The following is a 22,241-nucleotide window of genomic DNA, read 5'->3' as shown; positions in this document are numbered from 1 at the left end:
CGCATCGTCGACGGTCATGTTTAGCATTACATGGTGGAACTGTGGCGCACATGCACGGACAGGTGCCGCCCGGAACAACGCTTTAGCGCATCGTCGGATTCCACTTATGTCATCGCGTTTTGGGTTGTTCTCAGAACACGGCCACTGGGCGCGATCACACGCTTATGCTGGTCCGTAAACAGCCGCTCAGTCCCTACCCTTCCAGATAAGTCTTCAGCGCGACCTCAACACCCTGATCCCAGATCAGAGTCAGCCAGCGCACAAAGCTGTCCCTGAATACGGCGTTGCCTGCTAGATCTCCATAAAGATCACGCTGGTGCAGCCATGCTTCGGGGCTTTCCTTGGCGGCATTGGCCGCAGCGTTCAGACTGTCCCAGATCGGATCGTTGGGGGCGATAGACGACCCATCCTGACGCGTGCCTTCGCACATCCGCGCCCAAATCGCCTGAGACAGGGCCAATCCCTCCACGGGTGTGCCTTTGGCAAGCGCGTCACGCAGTGTCGGCAGGACGAATCCGGTCTGACGGGATGAACCATCAAAGGCCACGCGGCGGACCGTGTCGATGATCTCTGGGTTGGAGAACCGCCGGTCAACCAGATCGACGTACTCTAGCGGCGCCATACCCGGCACGGGTTGCACTTGTAGGGCAACTTCGGACTTGGCCACTTTACGGAAATACTCGCCAATCAGCGGATGGGCCATGCAATCCGCAATGAACTCCACAGACAAAACCTCGCCCGCATCCGCAATCAACTGGTGGCCGCCATTCAGAAGACGCAGCTTTACCGCTTCAAAGCCGTGGACATTATCCGTGAACGTCGCCCCTGCCTTGTCCCAATCCGGACGCCCGGCGCAAAAATTATCCTCAATCACCCATTGGCGAAAATTTTCGTGGGTGACAGGGGCAGCGTCCTGAATGCCAAAGCTCTGAACCAGCTCCAGTTCTTTGGACCCGGTCGCCGGGACGATGCAATCGACCATCGCATCCGGGAAGGTACAATTTGCGTCGATCCAGTCGGCAAGGTCCGGGTCGGACAGGCGCGCAAGGGATACAACAGTCTGGCGCAGAATCGCGCCATTGCCCTGCAGGTTGTCACAGCTTTGGCCTGTGAAAGGTCCCGTGCCTGCGTCGCGTCGCAAGCGCAAAGCCGCGATCATGGCGCCAAAGGCACTGCGCGGCGCGTCTGGGTGGGCGGCATCATAAACAATGTCAGGATGGTTTGCGTCAAAGGCCTTGGTAACCGGATCGATGTAGTACCCCCCTTCCGTCACCGTCAGCGCCACGATGCGAATGTCGGGGTCAGCCATCTGCGCGATCAGGGCGGCGTTGTCCTCTTCAACCGGTACAAAACCGATCATCGCACCGGTCACTTCGGCAGAGCGGCCCGCCGGATCCAACTCGATCAGCGTGGTCAGATAATCCTGCGCAGCCAGACGCTTGCGTTGGGCCTCATCCCCGGCGCGTACGCCGGCACCGATGATGCCCCAATCCATGGCGTCACCCTGTTGCATAAGGCGATGCAAATACCACGCCTGATGGGCGCGGTGAAAATTGCCCAGACCTATATGCACAATACCCGGACGGATCGCACTACGGTCATATCTGGGGCCGGTTACACCTTCGGGCAGATCGCCCAGGGCCGCGTTTGAGAGTTTTAGTACAGCGTCCAACATCAGTTCATCCAATTGCCGCCATCGACGTTCAACGTCTGGGCGGTGATATACCGGGCCGCGTCAGAGGCAAGAAACACAACCGGATCGGCGACATCCCGAGGATCGCCCATGCGACCCAACGGGACAGCCTGCCCCACTTCACGTTTCTTCTGGCCCAACGGCTTGTTTTCATAGGTTGCAAATTGCGCGTCCACTACATCCCACATGGGCGTGTCGATCACTCCCGGTGCGATGGCGTTCACGCGAATGTTGTCATTTGCCAACTCAAGGGCAAGCGACTGGGTGACGGATATGACGGCGGCCTTGGTCGAGCAATAAACAGCGATGTTCGGCTCGCCCCGACGGCCCGCCTGCGAGGAAAAGTTGATGATTGACCCACCACCGCGCCGGATCATGGGGGCAACCACGGCCTGACAGGCAAAGAGCGTGCCACCCACATTCACATCATACTGACGGCGATAGTCTTCGGGCGTGATCTTGTCGATCGAAGCCATGTTAAAGATGCCTGCATTGTTCACCAGTATGTCGACACCACCAAGGGTTCGCTCAACTTCGGCCACACCCGCCGCGATATTGGAAAAGTCAGTCACATCCATTTCAACGGCAATGCCGCCGATGGCCTGAGCGACCTCGCCAGCATCTGCACGACTCAAATCGGCGACCGCGACCTGCGCGCCCGCCTCTGCCATTGCAACGCAGATCGCGCGGCCTATGCCGCGCGCTCCACCTGTTACGATGGCAACTTTTCCATCCAGCGGTTTCATTCCATCCGCAACCCGTCTGCCCCAAACTTGTGGATCTGGGTCGCATCAGGCGTGAGGTAGATGGTGTCGCCGTGGCGCACCTCGACATCACCGCTGGCACGCACCGTCATCGGATCACAGCCATCAACACCGTGGATGTGGATGAAGGTATCAGACCCCAGACGTTCGGCCACACCGACCGAGCCCTGCCACAACCCTTCGGTGGTGGAGACCTCGATATGCTCAGGACGAATACCGATGGTATGAGCGTCATGTTTGGCGGCCTCGGCGCCCTCGATGAGGTTCATCTTGGGGCTACCGATGAACCCGGCAACAAACTTGTTGCGAGGCTTGTGATATAATTCCAGCGGGCTGCCCACCTGTTCAATCACACCAGCTTGCAGAACGACAATCTTGTTGGCCATTGTCATGGCTTCGACCTGATCGTGGGTCACATAGATCATCGTGGTCTTCATGCGCTCGTGCATCTCGGTGATCTCAAGGCGCATACCAACCCGCAAGGCGGCGTCGAGGTTCGACAAAGGTTCGTCAAACAGGAACGCCGATGGATCACGGACAATAGCGCGGCCAATTGCGACCCGCTGACGCTGACCACCCGACAACTGGCCTGGCTTGCGATCCAGATAGTCGGTCAGGTTCAATGACGCAGCTGCAGCCTCGATACGCTTGTTCTGCTCATCCTCTGGCATCCCCGCCATCCGCATCGGAAAGGCGATGTTCTTGCGCACGGTCATATGCGGGTAAAGCGCATAGGATTGGAAAACCATTGCCAGCCCGCGTTTGGACGGCGAAATCTGGGTCATGTCCTCACCGTCGATGAAAACCTTGCCCGATGTGCAGTCTTCCAACCCTGCAATCACCCGCAACAACGTCGACTTACCGCAACCGGAGGGGCCGACAAACACGGCAAACTCGCCGTCTTCGATGGTCAAATCCAAGGGCGGGATCACTTGCGTCTCGCCGAAACTCTTGGTCACATTTTCAAGTACAATACGTCCCATGATTTTTTCCTATTCTTGAATTACTTGACCGCGCCAAAGGACAGGCCTTGGACCAGTTGTTTTTGACAGAACCAGCCCAAAACGATGATCGGGCCAACAGCGGCCGCCGAGACAGCAGAGAGGCGTCCGAAGAACAAACCTTCTGGTGCACGGTTACCTTCGATGAGCTTAGAGAGCGTTGCGGCGTCAGTGGTGGTCAGCCGTACAGTCCAGTAGGCCTCGTTCCAGCAGAAGATAAAGCAAAGCAGTGCGGTTGAGGCGATGCCGCCCCAGGCAAGCGGAATAAGGATTTCCTTGATCTCACCCCATGTATTCACACCGTCCATCTGACCGGCCTCGATGATCTCTTTTGGGATTTCCTTGAAGTAGGTAAAGAGCATCCAGACCACGATCGGCAGGTTGATTAGGCACAGAACAATAATGACCATAAAGTGGGTGTCAAAGAGGCCGAGGCTCTTTGTCAGGAAGGTCATCGGGTAGAGAACAGCCGCCGCAGGCAACATCTTGGTGGACAGCATCCACATCAGCACGTCCTTGGTCGCCCGGCTTGGGTTGAATGCCATGGCGTAAGCACATGGGATACCAACTGCGAGCGCAAAGATCGTGGCAAAGACCGACGTAATGACCGAGTTGGTCGCAAAGCGCCAATAGTCGTAGTTCTCGGTCATGTTGGTGTAGTTCTCTAGCGTCGGCGTGAAGAAGAACAGAAATTCCGGCTTCACCGCGTCTGCATCCGTCTTAAAGCTGGTCAGGACGAGCCAGAAGATCGGGAAGAAGAACAAGAGACCAACTGCCCAGGCCAGGATGGTGCGGCCCGTTTGTCCGTATTTTGAGTTTTGAGCAACAATTGCCATTGGTTGGTCCTCCTATTCCATCAGTGTCTTGCCAATCATGCGCAGCAGAAAGATTGCTACGATGTTGGCAAGGATGACTGCGAAGATACCGGTGGCACTCGCGGCACCGATGTTGTTGTTTGCGAATTCACCGATCAGGTAAGGCAAGTTCTTGTTGCCGTTGCCCCGGCTGACAATCTCGATCTCGGCATAAAGCGACAGGTGAAAGATCGCCTGGATCATCACCACAATCGCAATGGGCCGTCCCAGATGCGGTAACGTCAGGAACCGGAATTGCGACCAGGTACTGGCGCCATCAAGGATCGCCGCCTCTTTCTGCTGCTGATCTTCTGATTGCAAAGACGTCATAAAGATCAGGATTGCAAAGGGTGTCCATTGCCATGTGACCATGATGATCACGGCATAGGCAGAGGTTTGCGTCGCTCGGAAAGAAATCGGATTGAATTCGGGCCAAAGTGAGAAGAACCCGCCAAGTACAGGCATCTCTCGCAACCCGGCCACCATCTCGTTCAGACCGGCGACCGCGATACCTTGCAGACCCAAAACCGGGTCAAGGATCATGTTGATCCACAAAACCGCATTCACCGCCGGCATCACGAAGAAGGGCGAGATCAGAAGAACCCGAACGATCCCCTGCCCCGGGAATGACTTGTTGATCAACACAGCGATCAGAACGCCAAGGATCACGGTCAGGAAAAGAATGCTGCAAACAATGAGCAGGCTGTTCTGAATGGCAAAAAGGAAATCTTTAGACTTGAGAACAAACTCGTAGTTGCCAAAGCCGCGCCAGTTGCTCAGGGCGGGTGTCGTCCACTCTGGTCGGCGCAAGTTATTCAAGACGTATCGGATGAACGAAAAGTAAAGCGTCATCGATAGCGGGACCAGCATCCAGACAAGCAGCAGCAAGACTGCGGGTGACTGAAGCAAGCGAGGCAGTGTTCTATTAGACATGACTAGAGACCCCCTGCGAAGCGCAATGCTCGCAATGTTTCTAATTGAATTACGAATGGTCGGTGTTGGAGCCGTCGGCAAATGGGCGTTTTAGGAACGGCCGATCTGGCAAATTTAAGTAGTGGGGTGGAAGGCCCGCTGGGATCGGGCCTTCCGTTACTACCGAAGCGTTGGCTTAGTAGCCTGCTTCTTCCATGATTGCCGTGGCGGCAGCCTGGGATGCGGCCAGAGCTTCATCAACAGACTTCGCACCGGACAGAGCCGCGGCGATTTCCTGTGCAACAGCGGAACCCACTTCTGGGAATTCCGGGATCGCAGCAAACTGAACACCAACGTATGGCTTCAGGTCTGTCGCTTCAGGAGCAGCAGATTCGATGGCAGCCATCTCAGCCGCGGCGAAACCTGCAACGGCCTGGAACTCAGGCAGAGCGTAAGTCGAAGCGCGCTGACCAGTTGGAACTTTGGCCCAACCGAAATCGGGGTGGTTACCAACGGCCTGAACATAGGCTTTGGACGTTGCCCACTCGATGAACGCTTTTGCGCCTTCAGCATTCTCTGTACCTGCTGGTACAGCCATGGCCCATGCCCACAGCCAGTTCGCACCAACTGGGTTACCAGCGTTTGGCGACTGAGCGTATGCAACGCCGTCTACTTCGAGGAACGATGCCGCGATTGTCGCGTCGATCCACATGCCGCACTTGCCTTCGTTATAGAGGGCGAGGATCTCGTTGAACGAGTTGCCTTCAGAACCGGGAGGGCCGTAGTTGCCCAGCAGGTCAACGTAGAAGTTTATGGCAGCTTTCCACTCATCGGAGTCGATGGTTGGTTTGAAGTCAGCGTCGAACCAAGCGCCACCAAACGAGTTCACCATTGTTGTGACGAACGCCATGTTGTCGCCCCAGCCCGGCTTACCGCGCAGACATGCGCCATATACGCCGTTGTCGGGGTCGTGCATTGCAGCAGCGGCTGCTTTGACGTTGTCCCAGCTGTCGTTGTCAGCAATGGATACGCCAGCTGCGTCGGTCAGGTCCTTGCGGTACATAACCATCGAGCTTTCACCGTAGAATGGTGCAGCATACATGGTGCCTTCGTGAGACAGACCAGCGCGGATTGCGGGCAGGATGTCGTCAGCGTCATACTCTGCGCCGAATTCAAGCGGCTCGATCCAGCCAGCAGCACCCCAGATTGGCGCTTCTTGCATACCGATGTTGATGACGTCGTACTGACCACCACCAGTTGCTGTGTCCGACGTGACCTGCTCGCGCAGAACGCCTTCTTCCAGCGAAACCCATTCCAGCTCAACGCCGGTTTCTGCGGTGTAAGCTTCTGCAACTTTCTGCATGTTGATCATGTGACCGTTGTTAACGATCGCGATGGTGAGTGATTCCGCGGATGCGAAACCGGCTGTCAGGCCAAGCCCGACTACCGTACTCATCAGAGTGCGTTTGATAGACATGAGTGTCCTCCCCTTTTTACACACGGAAACAATTGCCCATAGATCGCGTTACGTCAACACTTTTTCTTAACGCTTAAAAAGCGTGCATCAGAGGGTTGTACTCGCCCAGCCTCCAAACCGGACTGAGCTCTTGATTTCAAAGAAGGACTTTGGCCTGAGCGCTGCGATTCCGATCATTTTTTCACCATTGGCCACACACAGCACACCCACCACTGCACGCACGCAAAGATCGGACTGTCGCCATCGCGAATCTGTCGCGCACCGGCAAAATTGCGCAATATGTGTACTTTTGGGGCACGCTTGATGCAAAAGCCCAACGCCACTGGCTCTGCCTCACATACATAGCCCGAACACCCCTGCCCCATTCGCGGATCGCCCGCTTTTTATGCTGCAACGCAGCAAAACAAGGGGGTAACCATAGGAATCACATGTTTCGCTGCGACAAATTCCAACCCACAGGAACGCACGGTCAACGACGGTTACAGCTTCTGACTTCGTCAAAGGGCTCTACATGCGTTAAAATTTGAGCCCGTTATTTAACGTGCGTAATAAATTCGAGTGGTGAAAAATATGTCCGGCCATGGGCCGAGAAAGAAACGCAGGATACCCGGATCACGGCACAACCCTGCAACGCGCCCCACAGATGCTGCACTGCCGCATAGCCACTCTACAAAACCTGAGCGTCTGTTCTGTGCGCACCTCGGGTTGCGGGGACGGTAACATGTGGTTCACAAAACACGCCGCTTGCTGCGTTAACCCGCCAGACGGTGAACCACCCAAAATCCATGTTCTATGATGTTAGCGCCTTGATTCGAACCTGACGCCCAAAAGACCCGCAAAACCGTTGCGCATGTAGTGCCGTCAGAACTGACCGGTCCACCACATCCAGGTTACCACCCCGGCAACAACGATGAGCAGGTTAAACCCAACCATCGACCCCGCCCAAATCCAGAACCCACGCCGCCGGTCAGCGCGGTCCACGGTGTCGAGCCAGTTGACCACATCCTCTTCAGCCCGCGCAATTGCGGCACCATCAATGCGGCGCATCAACTTTGGATTGCCGCCAAGGCCTTGCGCATCCACGATCAGCCTTGCCTGCGCATGCAGACGCTTCGGCATCCGCCGCCCCGTCTTGCGCAACGCCTTGTCCAGCGTCTTGGCGCGCACACCAAAAGCACCGTCAAGGGCACTTTTCACGCGCTTGCTGCGTTCTTTTATGGTCGCTTCAGTCTCCATCGCCGTCGCCTTACCCCAGCGCGGGCAGCAAATTCAATCCCTCTGGTTCACCACTTCAATCCGGGCTAAGCACCCGTCATGCTTGCCTATACCACCCACGGGAGCGGGCCCGGAACGCCGCTATTGATCGCCCATGGCCTTTACGGGTCCGGGCGCAATTGGGGCGTCATCGCCAAGCGCCTGTCCGACACGCGCCCCGTTATCGCAGTCGACATGCGCAACCATGGGTCCAGCTTTTGGAGCGATGATAACAGCTATGCCGCACTGGCAAGTGACCTTGCACAGGTGATTGATACCATGGGTGGGCCAATGGATGTCGTGGGGCATTCCATGGGGGGGAAGGCTGCGATGATGCTGGCGCACACCCGCCCCGACACCCTGCGCCGACTTGTAATCGGCGATATCGCACCGGTCGGGTACACCCATACTCAAATGCAATACATCACCGCCATGCGTGCTGTGGACCTGTCTGTGGTCACCCGCCGATCCGAAGCAAACGCGCAACTCGCAGCCCTCGGAGTCGACAGCTCTCTTACCAGCTTTCTCACCCAGTCCTTAGATGTCAGCGAAAAGCGTTGGCGGCTGAACCTCGACGCCCTTGCGGACAATATGGCGGCGATCATCGACTTCCCGGCGCTGTCCAGCACATACCCCGGCCCTACCCTGTTCCTGTCCGGCGGGACATCAGATTATGTCAAACGCAGTGACCGCCCGACCATCCAGACACTGTTTCCCAACGCACGTTTCGCCAAGATCCCAGGTGCCGGGCACTGGCTGCATGCGGACAATCCACGGGCATTTGAAGCCAATGTGAGGGCTTATCTGGACGCCGAGACTGTCTGAGACTTGACGTAAACACCCCTAAAACTCCACTTTTATTGGGTAAGACCAAGTTAAAGGGGGTGCGTCATGTGGGAAAAACTACTGGACCGGTTCCTGACCGGAATGATGGTCGAAGATCGCCTGTCGATCACCTACCCCGATGGCACAACGCGCGACTATGGGCCGGACACGGGTGAGTTCGCGCATCTGGCGATTGCTGACACGAACGCGCTTCGCAACATCATCCTCAATCCCGACCTCGGCTTGGGTGAAGGGTACATGGACGGTCAGGTCACCCCTCGAAACTGCACCTTGGACCAACTTTTGACAGTGATCATCCGCAACCGTTTCAAAGGACGCTTGCCGCCCTGGCTGTTGCTGGCAAACCGGGCGCGGTTCCATGCTCGCCGTTTTATCCAACGCAATGCACCACGTGCTGCGCGGCGCAATGTGGCGCATCACTACGATATATCGGATGACCTCTATCGCCTGTTTCTGGACGAGGACATGCAATATTCCTGCGCCTATTTCCGCGATGACGCCATGACATTGGAACAGGCACAAGTCGCAAAGAAAGCGCACATTGCAGGCAAGCTGTGCCTGGAACCGGGAATGCGGGTGCTGGATATCGGCTGTGGCTGGGGGGGCATGGCCCTGACGCTTGCGCGCGATTACGGCTGCGAAGTCACGGGTATCACCCTCAGTGGAAACCAACTGGCGACAGCTCAACAGCGGGCCGAGACCGAAGGCCTGTCCAAACGCATTCGCTTTAAGCTCCAAGACTACCGTCATACGACCGGCAGCTTTGATCGCATCGTGTCTGTGGGCATGTTGGAGCATGTGGGCGTGCCCAATTTCGGCACCTATTTTGGAAAGGTGGGCGAATTGCTGGACCCGGACGGCGTGGCGCTGATCCACACCATCGGGCGCTCGGCCCCACCGATGGCGCACTCAAGCTGGATCAACAAATATATCTTTCCCGGCGGTTACGTCCCGTCCCTGTCCGAATTGGCCCCCGCGCTCGAAACTTCGGGCCTGTGGCAGACGGACATCGAAATCTGGCGCCTGCACTACGCCAAAACCATCCGACACTGGCGCGACCGCTTTGACGCCAGCCTGCCGCAGATCAGAGAGATGTATGACGAAAGGTTCATCCGCATGTTTCATTACTACCTGACCGTCTGTATTCTCGCCTTCGAGCATCAGATGCAGGCTGTGTATCACCTGCAACTTGCGCACAGGCGCGATGCTGTACCGCTGACCCGCGACTACCTTTATGGCAAAACGGCAGCACCAACAGCAAAACTACCTAAGCGGGAAATAGCCGAAAACTGACGCCTTCTTTGCAAGAGGCACGCAGATACCCCGATTTGAACACAGAATTGCCTTGTTTCGCAGCCAACGTAATCAGAACGGTTCGGCCCTGTTCCGAAACCGACCCAGAACGGAGGTTGATAAGACATGGAATACGGTCAACGCCAGGAACTGCAAAGCGCAGACGCCAGCGAGCGCACGACTCGCATGATGCGCTCGGTCCGTGAAATACTTGCCGAGCAAGGACAAGAGCACCTTTTGGATGCTGCGAATTTCGAAACTGCAAGCGAAGCGGTCACAATGCCGCCCCGCCCCATGCCGGGTTCAGTCACAGCCGCATGTGCCGCTAAAAAGGGTGGCGTACAACGCCCCCCACACCTGAGCGGAACTGTCACCACGGCCAAGCCCAAGCCGATGCCCGTGGAAACCGCTCCAGCACCTGCACCTGTTGCGGCAAGCGTCGCACAACAGCCGGAAAAATCACGCTCACTTTTGTCCCGCCTGATCGGGCGCTAAGCTTATCATCGACACGCTTTAGCAACGGCAGAAACACTGGGGGCCCTACGGCCCCCTTTTTGCGTGTGCGCGACTTGATAAGGGCGTGCAGTGCGTGAATGCGCCCGTCCCCCCTTGCACCTGCCTGAGCCATGCCTATAACGCAGCAAATTTGCCTGCGCAGCTTGGCGCAAAATGCATGTCACATACCCGGGGGGCCCAGATGCCAAAGCGTACCGACATACAGTCGATCATGATCATCGGCGCGGGTCCCATTGTTATCGGTCAGGCGTGCGAGTTCGACTACTCAGGAGCTCAGGCCTGTAAGGCGCTACGCGAAGAAGGCTATCGCGTTATTCTGGTGAATTCGAACCCGGCCACCATCATGACCGACCCCGGGCTGGCTGATGCCACCTATATCGAACCCATCACCCCCGATGTGGTGGCCAAGATCATCGAAAAGGAGCGCCCCGATGCGTTGCTCCCGACGATGGGCGGTCAAACAGGTCTGAACACATCACTGGCGCTCGAAGAGATGGGGGTGCTCGACAAGTACGGCGTCGAGATGATCGGGGCCAAGCGCGCCGCCATCGAGATGGCCGAAGACCGCAAACTGTTCCGCGAGGCGATGGACCGTCTGGGCATCGAAAACCCGCGCGCAACCATCGTAACGGCCCCGAAAAACCCAGATGGCAAGAAAGACCTCGATGCAGGGGTCTCCATTGCACTGGAAACGCTCGAAGACATCGGGCTGCCTGCCATTATCCGCCCCGCCTTTACCCTTGGTGGGACGGGCGGTGGCGTCGCTTATAACCGTGATGACTACATGGCCATCTGCCGCTCTGGCATGGATGCCTCGCCCGTTGGCCAGATCCTTGTGGACGAAAGCCTGCTGGGTTGGAAAGAATACGAGATGGAGGTGGTGCGCGACACCGCAGACAACGCCATCATCGTCTGCTCCATCGAAAACGTCGACCCGATGGGTGTGCACACCGGCGACAGCATCACCGTGGCGCCGGCTCTGACGCTGACCGACAAAGAATACCAGATCATGCGCAACCACTCGATCGCAGTCCTGCGCGAGATTGGCGTGGAAACGGGTGGCTCGAATGTGCAGTGGGCCATCAACCCGGTTGACGGGCGCATGGTCGTGATTGAGATGAACCCACGCGTCTCGCGGTCCTCAGCTTTGGCGTCCAAAGCAACAGGCTTCCCCATTGCCAAGATCGCCGCCAAGCTTGCGGTGGGTTACACGCTTGATGAGCTCGACAATGACATCACCAAGGTAACGCCTGCATCTTTTGAGCCGACAATCGACTATGTCGTCACCAAGATCCCTAAATTCGCCTTCGAAAAATTCCCAGGCTCCGAGGCGACACTGACCACCGCGATGAAATCGGTGGGCGAAGTCATGGCCGTGGGCCGCACGTTCCACGAGAGCTTGCAAAAGGCGATGGCGTCCATGGAATCCGGCCTCACTGGCCTTGATGACATCGACATTCCCGGCGCTCCGGACAATGCGGCCATCGTCAAGGCCATCTCGACGCAAACACCTGACCGGTTGCGTCTGATTGCCCAGGCCATGCGCCACGGGCTGTCGGACGACGACATCCATGGTGTCACGATGTTTGACCCATGGTTCCTTGCCCGCATTCGCGAAATCGTTGATTGCGAAACAGACATCCGCGCACAAGGGCTTCCCGCTGACGCCGCAGGTCTGCGCGCGCTCAAGATGATGGGCTTTAGCGATGCACGCTTGGCCAACCTAACCGGCACATCAGAAAAAGCGGTCCGCGCCTTGCGCCATGACCAAGGTGTCACTGCTGTCTTCAAACGGATCGACACTTGTGCTGCCGAGTTCGAGGCGCAAACGCCCTACATGTACTCCACCTACGAAACCCCGGTCTTTGGCACGGTGGAATGCGAGGCGCGGCCATCCGACAAAAAGAAAGTCGTGATCTTGGGCGGTGGCCCAAACCGGATCGGACAAGGGATCGAGTTCGACTACTGCTGCTGCCACGCTTGCTTCGCACTGACCGATGCGGGTTACGAGACGATCATGATCAACTGCAACCCGGAGACGGTGAGTACGGATTACGACACCTCTGACCGGCTTTATTTCGAACCACTGACCTTCGAACACGTGATGGAAATCCTCGCCAAAGAGCAGGAGGCCGGAACGCTGCACGGCGTCATCGTGCAGTTCGGCGGTCAAACGCCATTGAAGCTTGCCAATGCGCTGCAAGAGGCGGGCATTCCCATCCTCGGCACCACGCCAGACGCCATTGATCTCGCCGAAGACCGCGAGCGGTTCCAAAAGCTTGTGCAAGACCTTGGCCTCAAACAGCCCAACAACGGCATCGCACATTCCGACGAAGAAGCGATTGAAATCGCGGCTAAAATAGGGTTTCCACTGGTCATTCGCCCCTCTTACGTGCTGGGCGGGCGCGCGATGGAAATCGTGCGGGATCAGGCCAGCCTTGAACGCTATATCTCCGAGGCCGTCGTGGTCTCGGGTGACAGCCCAGTCCTTCTCGACAGCTACCTCGCCGGGGCTGTAGAACTGGATGTGGATGCGCTCTGTGATGGCTCAGACGTCCACGTCGCAGGCATCATGCAGCACATTGAAGAGGCAGGTGTGCACTCGGGTGACAGCGCTTGTTCCCTGCCACCCTATTCTCTGTCCAAAGATGTGATCGCAGAGGTCGAAGTCCAAACGCACGCCCTTGCCCGCGCTCTCAATGTGGTCGGGTTGATGAACATTCAGTTCGCTGTTCAGGGCGATGACATTTACCTCATCGAAGTGAACCCGCGCGCCTCGCGCACCGTGCCATTTGTGGCCAAGGCGACGGACTCTGCCATCGCCTCAATCGCTGCGCGGATCATGGCCGGTGAGCCGCTGTCCAACTTCCCATTGCGCGCGCCCTACGACGCCTCCGCCAACTACGAAGCCGTGCTGCCTCTGGGCGATCCGATGACGCTGGCCAACCCCGACATGCCGTGGTTCTCGGTCAAAGAGGCGGTGCTGCCCTTCGCCCGTTTCCCCGGCGTGGACACGATTTTGGGCCCCGAAATGCGCTCAACCGGCGAAGTCATGGGCTGGGACCGCACCTTTGCGCGCGCCTTCCTCAAGGCTCAGATGGGCGCAGGCATGGTGCTGCCGGGCGCGGGCTGTGCCTTTATCTCGATCAAAGACGCGGACAAAACGCCTGACATGCTGGAAGCAGCACAGATCCTGACCGGTCTCGGCTTTACCCTCGTAGCAACGCGCGGGACCGCCGCGTGGTACGAAGGCCAAGGTGTGCCCTGCGGCACCGTCAACAAGGTCTACGAGGGTCGCCCGGACGTCACCGACATGATGAAGGATGGGCGCATTCAGCTGGTTCTGAACACGACTGAAGGGGCACAGGCCGTCGAGGATTCCAAATCCATCCGCTCCATCGCGCTTTACGACAAAATCCCATACTTCACGACAGCCGCCGGGTCCTATGCTGCCGCATTGGCCATCCGCGAACAAGCGCAGGGTGAGATAAGTGTGAAGGCGCTTCAGGGATAAACAGCACAGGCCTTGATCTTTGGTGGCAAGGAAATGGGCAAACGCTGTTGGTTGCCTTGCCAGCCGGGTCCGCAGGATATGATCCTATTGCGCGGCGCCAACCCGCAAGCTACCCGTCAACAACAGGCTTCTGACTTTCCGCGGGAGATCGCGCAATGACTGACATGAACACCCCCATGGCAACAGCGCGCCTGATGGACTCTCCCAACTGGCTCTATCTGCTACGAGAATTTGACGCGCTGTACCGGTATGGCTCTGCCGGGGGCAGCCCCGCCATTCGGGGCCACCGCAAACGCGTGCGTGACCGGTTGTCGGCTGCAATGGCTAAAAACCCAGACGTCCTGCAAACCGGCGGCGACAGCAAACCGGTGATCGCCCACTTTCCACGCGCCCTTGATCTGGGCGAACGGGGCGCGATGCAGGGTATGGCGCGCGCCTTGCGCGAGGTGCGCGATGAACTGACATGGGAATACGGCTACGAAAAACTGTCCAAAGCACTGGCCCAGAAATACGCTTATTGCGAAGTGCTTGGACCCAAAGGGCCGGTGCGGTGCGACACGCTGATCCTTGGTTTCGTGCTGTTTGCCCCCAACACGACCTATCCCCAGCACTCCCACCTCGACATCGAAGAAAGCTATATCTCGGTCGCGGGCGCATGGTCAGAGAACAATGCAGCCGTCTTTGCACCCGGTTCTCTCATTCTGAACCGGTCGGGGGATGAACACCGCATCACAACAGGCGACCGCGACCCGTGCCTGCTGGCCTATGCCTGGTGCGGTCCAGAAGACCGACTTGCCTCTCCCAACATGAAGCTGACAGCGACACGGAAAGCGCGCCGCAACGCCTGAGGACGCACCAGTGGTGCGGTTTGGTTTGCAGTGTTAGGCTCGGATTCAACCTCTGCCCTAATCCGGACCCAGCCTCGCATGACCAAAGACCCCAAAGACCTTCGCTCCGCCCGCTGGTTTGCGCCTGACGACTTACGCTCGATGGGCCATCGCAGTCGAGCGGCCCAAATGGGTTGGACGGGCGAGGATTGGGAGGGCAAACCCGTGATCGCGATCATCAACACATGGTCTGATCTTTCGCCCTGCCACCACCATCTGCGCGACCGCGCCGAATGGGTGAAACGCGGCATCCTGCAAGCCGGAGGCACGCCCGCCGAACTGCCTGTGCATGACTTTGCCGAACAATTTCTGAAACCGACCTCAATGCTCTATCGCAACCTCGGTGCAATCGAGGTCGAAGAAACGCTGCGCAGCCACCCCGTCGACGGCGTCGTCCTGATGGGCGGCTGTGACAAGTCCACCCCGGCGCTGGTCATGGGCGCTGTGTCCATGGGCCTGCCGATGATCTTCATGCCAGCCGGGGCAATGTTGCGCGGCAATTATGCGGGGCAAAAGCTCGGCTCGGGCACGGATGTCTGGAAATACTGGGATGAGCGGCGGGCAGGCAACATAGGTGCCGCCGAATGGGAAGGCGTACAGGGTGGCATCGCACGCTCGTATGGCACTTGCATGACCATGGGCACCGCTTCGACCATGATGTCGATTGCCGAAGGATTTGGGTTGTGCCTGCCGGGGGCCTCGTCGATCCCGGCCCCGGATGCCGGACACAAACGTATGGCGGCAGCCTGCGGGCGACGCATTGTCGATATGGTATGGGAGGACCTGACCCCAAACAAGATCATCACCCCTGCCGCCACCCGCAATGCGGTAACAGTCGCGATGGCCACGGGCTGTTCCACCAATGCGATCATCCACCTTATCGCCATGGCCCGGCGCGCAGGCGTTGACCTGAACCTCGACGACATCGATGCCGTTGGACGTACCACACCCGTAATCGCCAATATCCGCCCCTCGGGTACCGAATACCTGATGGAGGACTTTTTCTATGCGGGCGGACTGCCTGCCTTGATGCAGGAGTTGGGAGACAAACTGGATTTGAGCGCAACCACGGTGACAGGCCAGACGCTTGGCGAGGACATCGCAAACGCGCGTAACTTCAACACAGATGTCATCCGCCCTCTCTCAAACCCCGTCTATTCCGAAGGGTCCCTTGCCGTGCTGCGCGGCAATCTTGCCCCCGACGGAGCGGTGATCAAACCAGCGGCAATGGACCCCAAGTTCCAGACGCACAAAGGCCCCGCCATTGTCGCCGACAGTTACGACGCACTCAAAGAGATCATCAACGACGAAGACTACCCCATGACGCCAGACAGCGTTCTGGTGTTGCGCAATGCAGGCCCCCAAGGGGGACCGGGCATGCCAGAATGGGGAATGATCCCGATGCCCAAGGCACTTTTGAAACTGGGCCTGCGGGATATGGTGCGCCTGTCAGATGCGCGAATGTCGGGCACATCCTACGGCGCGTGCATCCTGCATGTGGCACCCGAGGCGTACGTGGGCGGCCCCCTCGCGCTGATCAAAACCGGGGATATCATTGAAGTGGATGTGCCGGGCCGGTCGCTCAACGTGCAACTGTCCGACACAGAGCTCGCTGAACGCCGCGCGGCGTGGGTCGCGCCCGAACCACGCTACCAGCGTGGCTATGGGTGGATGTTTGCGCGCCACATTCAGCAGGCGGACAAGGGATGCGACTTTGACTATCTCGAAACTGGATTTGGCGCGCCGGTCCCCGAACCCGATATCAACTGATCCACCCTACTCGGGCATACCTGCCAGCCGCAGCCCATCCAGATACCGATTGTCATGATCATGATCGGCAAACAGATTACGGGCGCGGATCACACGGATCGAATCCTGCGGATCAGCAGCCAGAGCAGCGGCCAATGCCTCACTCGCCGCGCTCATGTCCCCAAGATGCGCGTGCGCCGCGGCCAGAATACGATGCAACGTCGCATAGTCCGCACTTGTCTCCAGTCCTTCGCGGGCATGGGCAATCGCCGCCGCATCATCACCCGTCTGAAGCAGAGCAAAGGCCAATCCACCCTTGATCGCCAAAGCCCACGGGCTTTGCCGGCCAAGCGTCCACGCCTTGGACAGGCATTCGGCCCCTGCCCCATGATCACCGATCCAGACATAGGCCCATCCCGACAACGTCAGGGTCAGGTAATCTGAAGAGGCCTGGCGCAACGCCTTTTCGATGATCTTGCGCAAGGTCACAGGGTCGCGGGCCTCAGCATAGGCGGTCACGCCCAGCACGAGATGCAAATGAGTGTGATCAGGCGCAAGCGGCATCGCCGCAGCGCACCATTTCGGGACCGACCGGGCGTAGGGTTCGGTGACGGCATGATACCCCATAACCGCCGCTGACAAATAGGAGACCAGCGCAAGGGCAAGCGCTTCGGGCGACTGTGGGTCCTTTTCAATGGCCGCACTGGAATAGGCCAACGCTTCGTCAAAGGCGTTCGGATCCAGACGATCCAACGCCAGTTGCCCACGCAATTCACACTGGTTGGCGTTCATCTCCTCAAGCGTCAGCTTGTCCAGCACACGGCGTTCGGCGTCGAATACTGCCGCCAGAACATGACTCACCAGCGTTTCAGTGGACGTATCCTGCCAATCAAACGCATCATCCATATCGCCGTCGATTTTTGCGGCCCACAATTCAGTGCCCGTTGGTCCGACAAGGCGGACCTCAAGGCGCAAGCGTGAGCCGCTGGCCCGGAGGCGCGAGTTGAGCGTATAGGCCTGACCGCGCACCGCCCCACTGGTGACAGACAGCCAATGCGTCGCCCCCAAATAGGTCAGCACATCACCCGTCATCGCATCTGCAAGCTCGATCACATCGGTGCGAGGGTCCGATGTCTGAACCGGCAAGATCACCACATGCGGGCGATCCACAGAAGCTGGAACGACAAAAGACGCCTCAGGCGCCTGCCCCCCCGTCCACACCCGGACGGGCTTGGAAATGTTCTTGAGCATCCGTTCGCCAGCGTCATCAAATGACGGGCGCAACGTGCCATCCAGACTTCCAAACACAGCATCAGAAATGGCGATCGTGCCGGGCCGGGCAAATTCTTCGAGCCGGGCGGCGACGTTCACGCCGTCGCCAAACACGTCTTCCTCATCCTCAATCACATCGCCCACATGCAAACCCAGGCGCAGGCGCATTTTGGGATCATCATGGGTGGGATCGGTGGCCAGCAAATCCTGAATTTGCAACGCGCAAGTGGCAGCATCGGCAGCGGCCGAAAACAACACGATCCACCCATCGCCCATGCTTTTGACAACGCGGCCGTGGCGCGAGGCAACAGCAGGGCGAAAAATTTCAGACCGCAGACGCTTGAGCGCATTCAGCGTCGCCTCTGCATCATCACCCATCAATTCAGAATAGCCTGCCACATCCGCGACAAGAACGGCAGCCAGACTGCGTTGCATTTCATACCCCCGGTGCCAAAGCGCGTTTGGCTGTATCAATACGTTGTAGACTGACGATTTTTGCGATGTGGCGCAAGTTCTTAGGCGATGGTTCCATCCACTTGAGAAGATCAGCAACAACCTCTGCAAAAGAAGACGCTGCACCCATACGTTGCGTTACGTGAGGACCCTTCCTAGTGTGATCCACATCCGATCTGCAAACCGAGGCTATCTCACGTGGCAACAAAGAACTGGGCGAAAATTCAGCGTGAACTGAAAAGGCGCGGATTTGCACCTGGACCCGTTGATGGGGTTCGTGGCGGCAAAACCATCGAGGCCGTCCGCGCGTTTCAGCGAAAGTACGGGCTAGTCGCTGACGGAATTGTCGGCAACAAGACGTACCGCGCCCTTTTTGACACGAGTGCTGCTGCGGGGATGTCGATCATGACGGCCGCACACATGATCGATACGGCTTACCATCTCAACCCCCTCAGACCGACAGCAGGGGATATGAAACTGAACAGCGAATTTAATGTCTATGTGACCAAGCGGTGTACAGTAAAAGGCGTCGAAGCATACATGCTGAGCAACAACTGTCTGTTGATACCGGGCAGCAATGGGCTGAACGACTACTTGCGTTTCAATTTGCGCCTCTGGGGGGTTGGCAGGCGACGGCTGAGTTTCCGGGAAGAGGCCAAGAAACAGGATGTCGAGACCGGAACTCGACTTGGGTTTTCTCGCACATTCTGGCATCAGGGATTTCTGTCGCACGCAAAGAAAATCCACGAATGGGTTGGACCAGACGCCAACGATTGGCCCGAAATGATTATCGGGCATTCTCTTGGGGCGGCAGCGGCACAGATTTTGTCAAAGACATGGGCTGCCCCTGCGATCGGCTTTGCCGCTCCACGCCCACGCAAATCCCAAGGTGCAGTCGAGCTAAGCAACCTGTCGCTGTCGATTTGTCGAAAAGATGATATCGTCTGCTATTTGCCCAACGCGTTTCACCGGGTAGGCCAGACCCGCATCCTGCGTCACAAACGGCCAAAGGCCGGGCTGAACCACGATATGGAAGCCTATATCGACGCACTGAAAAACCGCAAACTTCTCTCGGGAATTCCGACCACATGGAATCCCTGAGGGATTCGGCTCCGGTCGCCGAACACCGCTCTTGATCACAATTTCGCCCGGTCACGGAAATTGGGCACTTTGTCCTTGGGTCTGCGCCAGCCCCTTTGTAGGGTCGAATAACATCGGGACGGACAAAAGGCGCATCATGGATATTGCACAGGCCCTCGTTATGGGGATGCAAACATGGGGCATCATCGGCGCGATTGTTGCAGCCGTGTTTCTGACCATCGGCATGGACCGCATCGACGAAGACGCGCGCGGCGCCTACGTTTTCCGCCCTCTGCTGATCCCCGGGGTCATGTTGATCTGGCCCCTTGTGCTGTGGCGCTGGTGGCAGATCGAGGCCGAGACCGCCCCATGGGCCGCCCGTTACCAAGCTGTCCGCGGATGGTACGGTGCCGCGGTCATCGCCATGAGCGTCGGGATCATTGTTGTTGTCGCGATGGGGCTTTCGGTGCGCCAGACTTGGCCCGCAGACGCTGTGCCTGTGCAACTGAGCATTGGAGTTGATCAATGAGCGTCAAATACACTCCCGTTCAGTGGAATCGAAACAAATGGATTTATGACGGCGTGATGCTGGCCGGCGTGGCCGCATTTCTGTGGATCTTTCTCTATGTCACGCCGCAGGTGTTGTCCCATGAACGGGCCATCAACCCACAGATCCACAACGCTCGCGCCTTTGGGGCCTGCGCCTTTGTGATGCTCACGATCATCCTTTGTATTGGCCCTGCCGCACGGTTGGACAAGCGGTTCCTGCCATTGCTCTACAACCGCCGCCATTTCGGCGTCATGACCGCCTTCGTGGCCCTTACACATGCCGGTTATATCCTGAACTGGTACTTCGCCTTTTCCAGTGCGGACAAGTATGTTGGCCTCCTTTATGCGAATGCAAGCTTTGGGCAGATCGCTGGCTTTCCCTTTGAAGTCTTTGGGATATTTGCGCTGTTCTGCTTGTTGATCCTTGCCACCACCAGCCATGACTTCTGGCTCAAATTCCTGACACCACCTGTATGGAAACGCCTCCACTACCTGATCTATGCTGCCTATTTTTCGGTTGCGGCGCACATCAGCCTTGGCATTCTGCAAGACCAGCAAAACCACATCTTTACGGTACTGTTTATCGGCGGAGCCGGAGCGGTCATCGTGTTGCATCTCGCCGCGTGGTGGTTCGAGAGCAGTGACGCCGGGGACAAGGATGGGGCATGGATCGAAGTGGCCATGCCGGATGACTTCAAGGAAGGGTTCGCAAAAATCACCCGCCTGCCCAACGGGGATCGCGTGGCGGTCTACCTGATGGAAGGACAACTGTCGGCCATCTCCAACGCCTGCGCCCACCAAAATGGCCCGCTGGGAGAAGGACGCGTGATCGATTGCCTCGTCACCTGCCCTTGGCATGGGTTTCAATACGATGTGCGCTCTGGCCGCTCGCCTGCGCCCTTCACCGAAAAGGTGCCGACCTACCGATTGCGCCTAGAAAACGGGATGGTCGAGGTGCACCCGGATGCCAATCCTCCTGGCACGTATGTCGATCCGCTACCACTGCCTGAAATCCAACTGCCCCAAGGAGAACCGGCATGAGCGACGACTCTGAGAAAGGTGGTCCCTTCTTCGTCGGCTATCTGCCCGTGCCCGGCCCGCTGCGCGTGTTTTTGCTGTCTGTTTGCCTTGCTGTCGTGGGCGGTTTGGCGGCGGCGGGCTACTTCATGGGCACCGCTCAGGACGACCCCGGCCCCGGTGCGTTCCGTTTCGATTATGGCCGACAGACCGTGACCGGCGTCGTGGAAATGACCCCCTATCCGGTGATCCATGTGACCGAAGGAAATGACAGGATCAAACCGGGCGACAGTTTCCTGATGACGGCGGCGGGCAAATCCGGCGTCGACAGCCGCGCCATGCCGCTCAGCGGCCAATTGGTCGAAGTGTCCGGCATCGTGCTGGAACGTGGGGACCTTTACATGTTGCAACTGCGCGGCGGGCGCAACGGTTTGAAGGCGGCCGAAGGCGATGCACCCCAGGTGACGGCCGAACCTCATGGACGCTGGCAACTGACGGGCGAGATTTGCGATGGCAAATGCCTCGCAGGCGCCATGCGCCCCGGTCGCGGCCTTGCCCACAAGGCCTGCGCCAACCTGTGCCTGCTGGGCGATGTGCCACCCATCTTTGTCTCTTCGCAGCCAGTGCTGGGCGAAGAATTCCTTCTGGTTACCGGCCCTGATGGCACCCGCCTGCCCCGCGCCGCCTACGATCACGTGGCCCAATTCATCACAGCTGAGGGCGAGATCACCAAACGCGGTGACCTTCTGGTCTGGGAAATTGACGTCGACACAATTGAGGTGACGCCATGAAGCGGATCGTCTGGCTGGTCGTCGTCGCTTTGGTCGCAGCTATCTTGTTTTATCTGTCACGCTTCTGGACCCTCTCGCTCTGGCCGCGCAGCGGTCTGTTCGGGATCGAAGAATTGCGCCCCCAAGGCAGCCTCTTGGGTCAATGGGTGCGCGGCACGGACTTTGCTCCATTCGAACTGCTGATGTGGGCAATTGGTGTGTTTTTGATCCTTACAGTCTTGCAAAAACTCTATGATCGGCTGAACCCACCGCCAGAGTGACGATCAATGCTTTATCGCACCCATTTTCCTTCTATAGTTGTACCAAGGAAAAAGATGCA

At 58.0% G+C, this 22,241-nt stretch carries 19 protein-coding genes; 11 read left to right on the top strand and 8 right to left on the bottom strand.

The features are described from left to right. Nucleotides 1–193: 193 nt before the first annotated feature. The 7 genes from DHN60_RS11400 to DHN60_RS11365 all read right to left on the bottom strand — a co-directional run bounded on the left by DHN60_RS11400 (nt 194) and on the right by DHN60_RS11365 (nt 7,898). A complete protein-coding gene (locus DHN60_RS11400; protein WP_108837430.1) occupies nt 194–1,675 on the bottom strand; it encodes a mannitol dehydrogenase family protein in 1,482 nt (493 codons plus the stop codon). Continuing rightward, on the bottom strand, nt 1,675–2,439 hold the full coding sequence (locus tag DHN60_RS11395; protein ID WP_108837429.1) for an L-iditol 2-dehydrogenase: 765 nt from the start codon (nt 2,437–2,439) through the stop codon (nt 1,675–1,677). The genes DHN60_RS11400 and DHN60_RS11395 overlap by 1 nt, the downstream gene beginning before the upstream one ends. Then, on the bottom strand, nt 2,436–3,440 hold the full coding sequence (locus DHN60_RS11390; RefSeq protein ID WP_108837428.1) for an ABC transporter ATP-binding protein: 1,005 nt from the start codon (nt 3,438–3,440) through the stop codon (nt 2,436–2,438). Before DHN60_RS11390 ends, DHN60_RS11395 begins: the two co-directional genes overlap by 4 nt. Before the next feature lie 20 nt (nt 3,441–3,460). Next, the gene (locus DHN60_RS11385; RefSeq protein WP_108837427.1) at nt 3,461–4,294 is read right to left on the bottom strand and encodes a carbohydrate ABC transporter permease; all 834 of its coding nucleotides are present in this window, start codon (nt 4,292–4,294) and stop codon (nt 3,461–3,463) included. 12 nt (nt 4,295–4,306) lie between these two features. Next, nucleotides 4,307–5,245 (bottom strand): carbohydrate ABC transporter permease, encoded by a 939-nt coding sequence (locus DHN60_RS11380; protein WP_108837426.1) that lies wholly within the window; start codon nt 5,243–5,245, stop codon nt 4,307–4,309. 175 nt (nt 5,246–5,420) lie between these two features. Continuing rightward, complete coding sequence (locus DHN60_RS11375; RefSeq protein ID WP_108837425.1) at nt 5,421–6,701, bottom strand: sugar ABC transporter substrate-binding protein; 1,281 nt, start codon at nt 6,699–6,701, stop codon at nt 5,421–5,423. Nucleotides 6,702–7,562: 861 nt separating this feature from the next. Then, complete coding sequence (locus DHN60_RS11365) at nt 7,563–7,898, bottom strand: hypothetical protein (protein ID WP_159089188.1); 336 nt, start codon at nt 7,896–7,898, stop codon at nt 7,563–7,565. A gap of 117 nt (nt 7,899–8,015) precedes the next feature. Here DHN60_RS11365 and DHN60_RS11360 point away from each other — a divergent pair, with 117 nt between their 5' ends. The 6 genes from DHN60_RS11360 to araD all read left to right on the top strand — a co-directional run bounded on the left by DHN60_RS11360 (nt 8,016) and on the right by araD (nt 16,781). After that, complete coding sequence (locus DHN60_RS11360) at nt 8,016–8,780, top strand: alpha/beta fold hydrolase (protein WP_108837422.1); 765 nt, start codon at nt 8,016–8,018, stop codon at nt 8,778–8,780. A 66-nt stretch (nt 8,781–8,846) separates the two neighbouring features. Then, the gene (locus tag DHN60_RS11355) at nt 8,847–10,094 is read left to right on the top strand and encodes a cyclopropane-fatty-acyl-phospholipid synthase family protein (protein ID WP_108837421.1); all 1,248 of its coding nucleotides are present in this window, start codon (nt 8,847–8,849) and stop codon (nt 10,092–10,094) included. A 126-nt stretch (nt 10,095–10,220) separates the two neighbouring features. Further along, entirely contained in the window at nt 10,221–10,589 is a 369-nt protein-coding gene (locus tag DHN60_RS11350; protein WP_108837420.1) for a hypothetical protein, read from the top strand. Between the two features lie 202 nt (nt 10,590–10,791). Continuing rightward, nucleotides 10,792–14,124, top strand: a complete 3,333-nt coding sequence (gene carB, locus DHN60_RS11345; RefSeq protein ID WP_108837419.1) for a carbamoyl-phosphate synthase large subunit — start codon at nt 10,792–10,794, stop codon at nt 14,122–14,124. A gap of 155 nt (nt 14,125–14,279) precedes the next feature. Next, complete coding sequence (locus DHN60_RS11340) at nt 14,280–14,972, top strand: dimethylsulfonioproprionate lyase family protein (protein ID WP_234423609.1); 693 nt, start codon at nt 14,280–14,282, stop codon at nt 14,970–14,972. Between the two features lie 78 nt (nt 14,973–15,050). After that, the gene (araD, locus tag DHN60_RS11335) at nt 15,051–16,781 is read left to right on the top strand and encodes an L-arabinonate dehydratase (protein ID WP_108837418.1); all 1,731 of its coding nucleotides are present in this window, start codon (nt 15,051–15,053) and stop codon (nt 16,779–16,781) included. A 6-nt stretch (nt 16,782–16,787) separates the two neighbouring features. On the opposite strand, the gene DHN60_RS11330 is transcribed toward araD, so the two are convergent. Beyond that, a complete protein-coding gene (locus DHN60_RS11330) occupies nt 16,788–18,467 on the bottom strand; it encodes an adenylate/guanylate cyclase domain-containing protein (protein WP_108837417.1) in 1,680 nt (559 codons plus the stop codon). Between the two features lie 216 nt (nt 18,468–18,683). Between DHN60_RS11330 and DHN60_RS11325 the strand changes: the two genes are divergently transcribed. From DHN60_RS11325 to DHN60_RS11305, 5 genes are all read left to right on the top strand, one after another. Then, nucleotides 18,684–19,586, top strand: coding sequence for a peptidoglycan-binding protein (locus DHN60_RS11325; RefSeq protein ID WP_234423608.1), 903 nt, complete (start codon nt 18,684–18,686; stop codon nt 19,584–19,586). 136 nt (nt 19,587–19,722) lie between these two features. Continuing rightward, the gene (locus DHN60_RS11320) at nt 19,723–20,094 is read left to right on the top strand and encodes a hypothetical protein (RefSeq protein ID WP_108837416.1); all 372 of its coding nucleotides are present in this window, start codon (nt 19,723–19,725) and stop codon (nt 20,092–20,094) included. Continuing rightward, nucleotides 20,091–21,155 carry a Rieske 2Fe-2S domain-containing protein gene (locus DHN60_RS11315; protein ID WP_108837415.1) on the top strand — a complete coding sequence of 355 codons (1,065 nt, stop codon included), beginning with the start codon at nt 20,091–20,093 and terminating at the stop codon, nt 21,153–21,155. Before DHN60_RS11320 ends, DHN60_RS11315 begins: the two co-directional genes overlap by 4 nt. Continuing rightward, nucleotides 21,152–21,922, top strand: coding sequence for a hypothetical protein (locus DHN60_RS11310; RefSeq protein ID WP_199913662.1), 771 nt, complete (start codon nt 21,152–21,154; stop codon nt 21,920–21,922). The genes DHN60_RS11315 and DHN60_RS11310 overlap by 4 nt, the downstream gene beginning before the upstream one ends. Further along, complete coding sequence (locus DHN60_RS11305; protein ID WP_108837414.1) at nt 21,919–22,182, top strand: hypothetical protein; 264 nt, start codon at nt 21,919–21,921, stop codon at nt 22,180–22,182. The genes DHN60_RS11310 and DHN60_RS11305 overlap by 4 nt, the downstream gene beginning before the upstream one ends. Nucleotides 22,183–22,241 lie beyond the last annotated feature (59 nt).

The sequence above is a fragment of the Tateyamaria sp. Alg231-49 genome (genome assembly GCF_900143535.1).
Classification (GTDB): domain Bacteria; phylum Pseudomonadota; class Alphaproteobacteria; order Rhodobacterales; family Rhodobacteraceae; genus Tateyamaria.
This window is presented reverse-complemented; position numbering and strand designations above follow the sequence as displayed.

Bases quoted from the DNA above. Each gene is read 5' to 3' on its own strand.
- DHN60_RS11400 (WP_108837430.1), bottom strand. From the start codon at position 1,675: ATGTTGGACGCTGTACTAAAACTCTCAAACGCGGCCCTGGGCGATCTG.
- DHN60_RS11395 (WP_108837429.1), bottom strand. From the start codon at position 2,439: ATGAAACCGCTGGATGGAAAAGTTGCCATCGTAACAGGTGGAGCGCGC.
- DHN60_RS11390 (WP_108837428.1), bottom strand. From the start codon at position 3,440: ATGGGACGTATTGTACTTGAAAATGTGACCAAGAGTTTCGGCGAGACG.
- DHN60_RS11385 (WP_108837427.1), bottom strand. From the start codon at position 4,294: ATGGCAATTGTTGCTCAAAACTCAAAATACGGACAAACGGGCCGCACC.
- DHN60_RS11380 (WP_108837426.1), bottom strand. From the start codon at position 5,245: ATGTCTAATAGAACACTGCCTCGCTTGCTTCAGTCACCCGCAGTCTTG.
- DHN60_RS11375 (WP_108837425.1), bottom strand. From the start codon at position 6,701: ATGTCTATCAAACGCACTCTGATGAGTACGGTAGTCGGGCTTGGCCTG.
- DHN60_RS11360 (WP_108837422.1), top strand. From the start codon at position 8,016: ATGCTTGCCTATACCACCCACGGGAGCGGGCCCGGAACGCCGCTATTG.
- DHN60_RS11355 (WP_108837421.1), top strand. From the start codon at position 8,847: ATGTGGGAAAAACTACTGGACCGGTTCCTGACCGGAATGATGGTCGAA.
- DHN60_RS11350 (WP_108837420.1), top strand. From the start codon at position 10,221: ATGGAATACGGTCAACGCCAGGAACTGCAAAGCGCAGACGCCAGCGAG.
- carB (WP_108837419.1), top strand. From the start codon at position 10,792: ATGCCAAAGCGTACCGACATACAGTCGATCATGATCATCGGCGCGGGT.
- DHN60_RS11340 (WP_234423609.1), top strand. From the start codon at position 14,280: ATGACTGACATGAACACCCCCATGGCAACAGCGCGCCTGATGGACTCT.
- araD (WP_108837418.1), top strand. From the start codon at position 15,051: ATGACCAAAGACCCCAAAGACCTTCGCTCCGCCCGCTGGTTTGCGCCT.
- DHN60_RS11330 (WP_108837417.1), bottom strand. From the start codon at position 18,467: ATGCAACGCAGTCTGGCTGCCGTTCTTGTCGCGGATGTGGCAGGCTAT.
- DHN60_RS11320 (WP_108837416.1), top strand. From the start codon at position 19,723: ATGGATATTGCACAGGCCCTCGTTATGGGGATGCAAACATGGGGCATC.
- DHN60_RS11315 (WP_108837415.1), top strand. From the start codon at position 20,091: ATGAGCGTCAAATACACTCCCGTTCAGTGGAATCGAAACAAATGGATT.
- DHN60_RS11310 (WP_199913662.1), top strand. From the start codon at position 21,152: ATGAGCGACGACTCTGAGAAAGGTGGTCCCTTCTTCGTCGGCTATCTG.
- DHN60_RS11305 (WP_108837414.1), top strand. From the start codon at position 21,919: ATGAAGCGGATCGTCTGGCTGGTCGTCGTCGCTTTGGTCGCAGCTATC.